Here is a 321-nt window from a genome sequence, read left to right as displayed (position 1 = left end):
ATGAACCAAGTGAAGTATCAAGAAAATCGAAAGCATAAGGATGATAACCCTTTGCCTCCAAGATTCTTCTATTATCTTCCCATATTTCATTGGTAATGACCGGTAAACCTAGCGAACGAACAACATCTGCTATAGCACCATGGCCAGCGCTCGGCTCTAGGATTAAACTGGATGAATCCAGATCAAGCCTCACTCGAACAGCGTCAACAACACGACGAGCCGCCTCATCTTTAGTCGCAAAGAAAGCCATCTCTTTTGCCTTACTCTTAACGACTACACCACCTAACAGACCGTCTAGCACCTCACTCGGAGTTTTACCAC

General features: G+C 45.2%; 1 protein-coding gene. It reads right to left on the bottom strand.

All coding sequences use genetic code 11. The features are described from left to right. A partial coding sequence (locus tag AB4585_RS24105; RefSeq protein ID WP_372171281.1) for a hypothetical protein occupies positions 1 to 321 on the bottom strand: 321 nt, incomplete at both ends.

Source organism: Vibrio sp. 10N.222.49.C9 (assembly GCF_041474985.1).
In the GTDB taxonomy this organism is placed as follows: domain Bacteria; phylum Pseudomonadota; class Gammaproteobacteria; order Enterobacterales; family Vibrionaceae; genus Vibrio; species Vibrio crassostreae_C.
The sequence above is the reverse complement of the archived record's forward strand: the minus strand, read 5'-3'. Positions and strand labels throughout refer to the sequence as shown.